The sequence below is a fragment of the Moorena sp. SIO1F2 genome (assembly GCF_010672755.1).
In the GTDB taxonomy this organism is placed as follows: domain Bacteria; phylum Cyanobacteriota; class Cyanobacteriia; order Cyanobacteriales; family Coleofasciculaceae; genus Moorena.
Genome location: NZ_JAAHFV010000598.1, coordinates 1 through 2,139, shown reverse-complemented (window position 1 = coordinate 2,139; position 2,139 = coordinate 1). Strand labels below are relative to the sequence as shown.

At 37.8% G+C, this 2,139-nt stretch carries 3 protein-coding genes; 2 read left to right on the top strand and 1 reads right to left on the bottom strand.

What is annotated here, in order from left to right:
* Positions 1-422 precede the first annotated feature (422 nt).
* A complete protein-coding gene (locus F6J94_RS33240; protein ID WP_293048075.1) occupies positions 423-1,295 on the top strand; it encodes a hypothetical protein in 873 nt (290 codons plus the stop codon).
* Between the two features lie 101 nt (positions 1,296-1,396).
* On the opposite strand, the gene F6J94_RS33235 is transcribed toward F6J94_RS33240, so the two are convergent.
* Positions 1,397-1,642 (bottom strand): hypothetical protein, encoded by a 246-nt coding sequence (locus F6J94_RS33235; RefSeq protein WP_293048072.1) that lies wholly within the window; start codon positions 1,640-1,642, stop codon positions 1,397-1,399.
* A gap of 300 nt (positions 1,643-1,942) precedes the next feature.
* Between F6J94_RS33235 and F6J94_RS33230 the strand changes: the two genes are divergently transcribed.
* On the top strand, positions 1,943-2,139 hold a 197-nt coding region (locus F6J94_RS33230), incomplete at its 3' end, for a hypothetical protein (RefSeq protein WP_293048070.1).

Here is a 2,139-nt window from a genome sequence, read left to right as displayed (position 1 = left end):
GTGATGGAAAAACTGTTAAACATGAAATTCAAAAAGAATTAAACCAGATAGATGATATTGGCGGAATACATCTTAATAATTATTTTGAGTCAATACTGGATGGAGAATACCTCAAAAAATATACTCCTAGTTCAGAGTATACCTATTGCGAAATACCGGAGGATTTAAAAAAATTATAACGTTTAGGACTAGTATGAGTTTGGGGATTTGGACGACAAATTATAGGTAAAACCAAAGCTATAGCACTACGCATTAAGATGTTTAACATTTCTAAACTCCGAAACCTAGTCCTAGCTTACTTTTGACTTCTGACTTCTAACTTCTGACTTGCGCGTAGCGCTAGGCTCCAAATGCTTCACCGGAAAAGAGTAAACTAACCAGACCTAGACACTACTCTACTTAATCAACTGATGTGATGAGATATGACTGAATTTGAACCAGCAACTACCAAGTCTGAAAACTATATTGAAAAGCCGGAATATCGAGAAAAGCTTGAAGATTGGTATCGCAGAGAAAAAAGACTTCAAGTCTTAATAATTTTGATATTTTTAGCACTTTTAATCATTTCTAGTTTTGGACAGTTTGCTCTATTAGATTACTCGTTTGGGGAAAGACTTGCTCTGTCAAAGGGTGATAAAATATTTGGAATTGAGACTAAGAATTTACTCAGTTTATTGGTAACAGGTGCTTTACCCATAACCTCCATAGTAGATGGGTCTGGAATTATTAGCAAAAAAATTAAGATACCTTTACCATTAACTAATGGATTATCTATAATTTGGCTGGTGCTCTTAGGAGATATATTTTTGAATTTCCAAGCCGTATTAGTCAGCAACGAATCCGGAGCAGTAGATCAGTTAATACCGGTTATTGCTTTTGTTGTAGCCATAATTTTTTCCACAGCTTCTTTTTGTCTAAGTAGAGGCATAGTAGCCGCTAGCAAAAAATTCATGACCGCCAGAAAAAATCTTCAAATCCTAATGGTATATGGGATTAACCCTACCCCCTTGTATAAGGATACCGAACAACTTAAGTTAAGAGAAGAGACTCAAGCAGCAAGAACAGAGGCTGAACAAGAACGAAAAATAGTTGTAGAAGAAATTAACCAACACAAAGAAGCTTTAGAATTGGTAATAAAACTCGACAAAAATAAACTTCAAGATCCAAAAAAAGAAGCAAAAAAAACTACCAAAAATATCGACAAAGTTAACCAATTAATTAAAAAAAAATTAGAGCGTTTATTTAAAAAGCAAGTAAAAGTAAGGATGAATTACATGGATAAAACGGCAAAATAAAACTATAATAAAAAACGAGTTATTGACGAAAATAAAGTCTTTAAAATAAGCATTAATCTATCAGCATTAAGCGTGGATATGAATCCTAGTATCGTAAGCTGTTAGGCATTTTTAATGCCTAACAGTTTAGCCATTTTTTGATAAACCGCTTGCGACCCATAGATGCGAAGCGCGGCTCCGGTGCGCGGTAGGACGCGAAAGCGAAGGAGGTTGTGTGCTCTGAGGGAACAGGCAAGGGGCAGCCAGAGGTTGGGCAGGTTCTGATACCCTTTCTTGAAAAGGGATGCCACATTCGATTGTCGGGTCATTGGCTCGGGGTAATCGGTAATCCTAGGACCATTACTCATGACCCATTACCAAAAGGGAGGGAAAAAAAGTCTATACTCTGGGATTTGAGCAACCAGACATTCTATATTGAAAGAATTTAGGGAATAATTAAGGGAAATTTGGCGAGAAGGTGCCAGAAGAGGTGAAAGAAAAGGCGATGGAGACCAAACAGGCAATTGTTGATCACACAATTCAATTAACAAGCGGGAGAATGGCACCCTGGTTAAGGTCAAACCTAGACTCGATATGGAATAGGAGATCACTAGACACCGATTGGGATTTAGCTTATCGACCATTACCTTCTACTTAGGGAAAATGACTTGGTATCGACAGATGTGAGTAGCCGCGATGGAGTGTTGTCAGCATTGGGTCAGAGAGTCAATCAGAATCGATACAATCAGCTGCTGTTTTTCCAGAGGAATCTGGCCGGAGTTCCCTATTGTACAGCTGGCAGTTATTGTGTGAGGATGTTAGATCAAATTGGAGTCAAAGGTATTACTCCTCCTCCCGTTGCTAA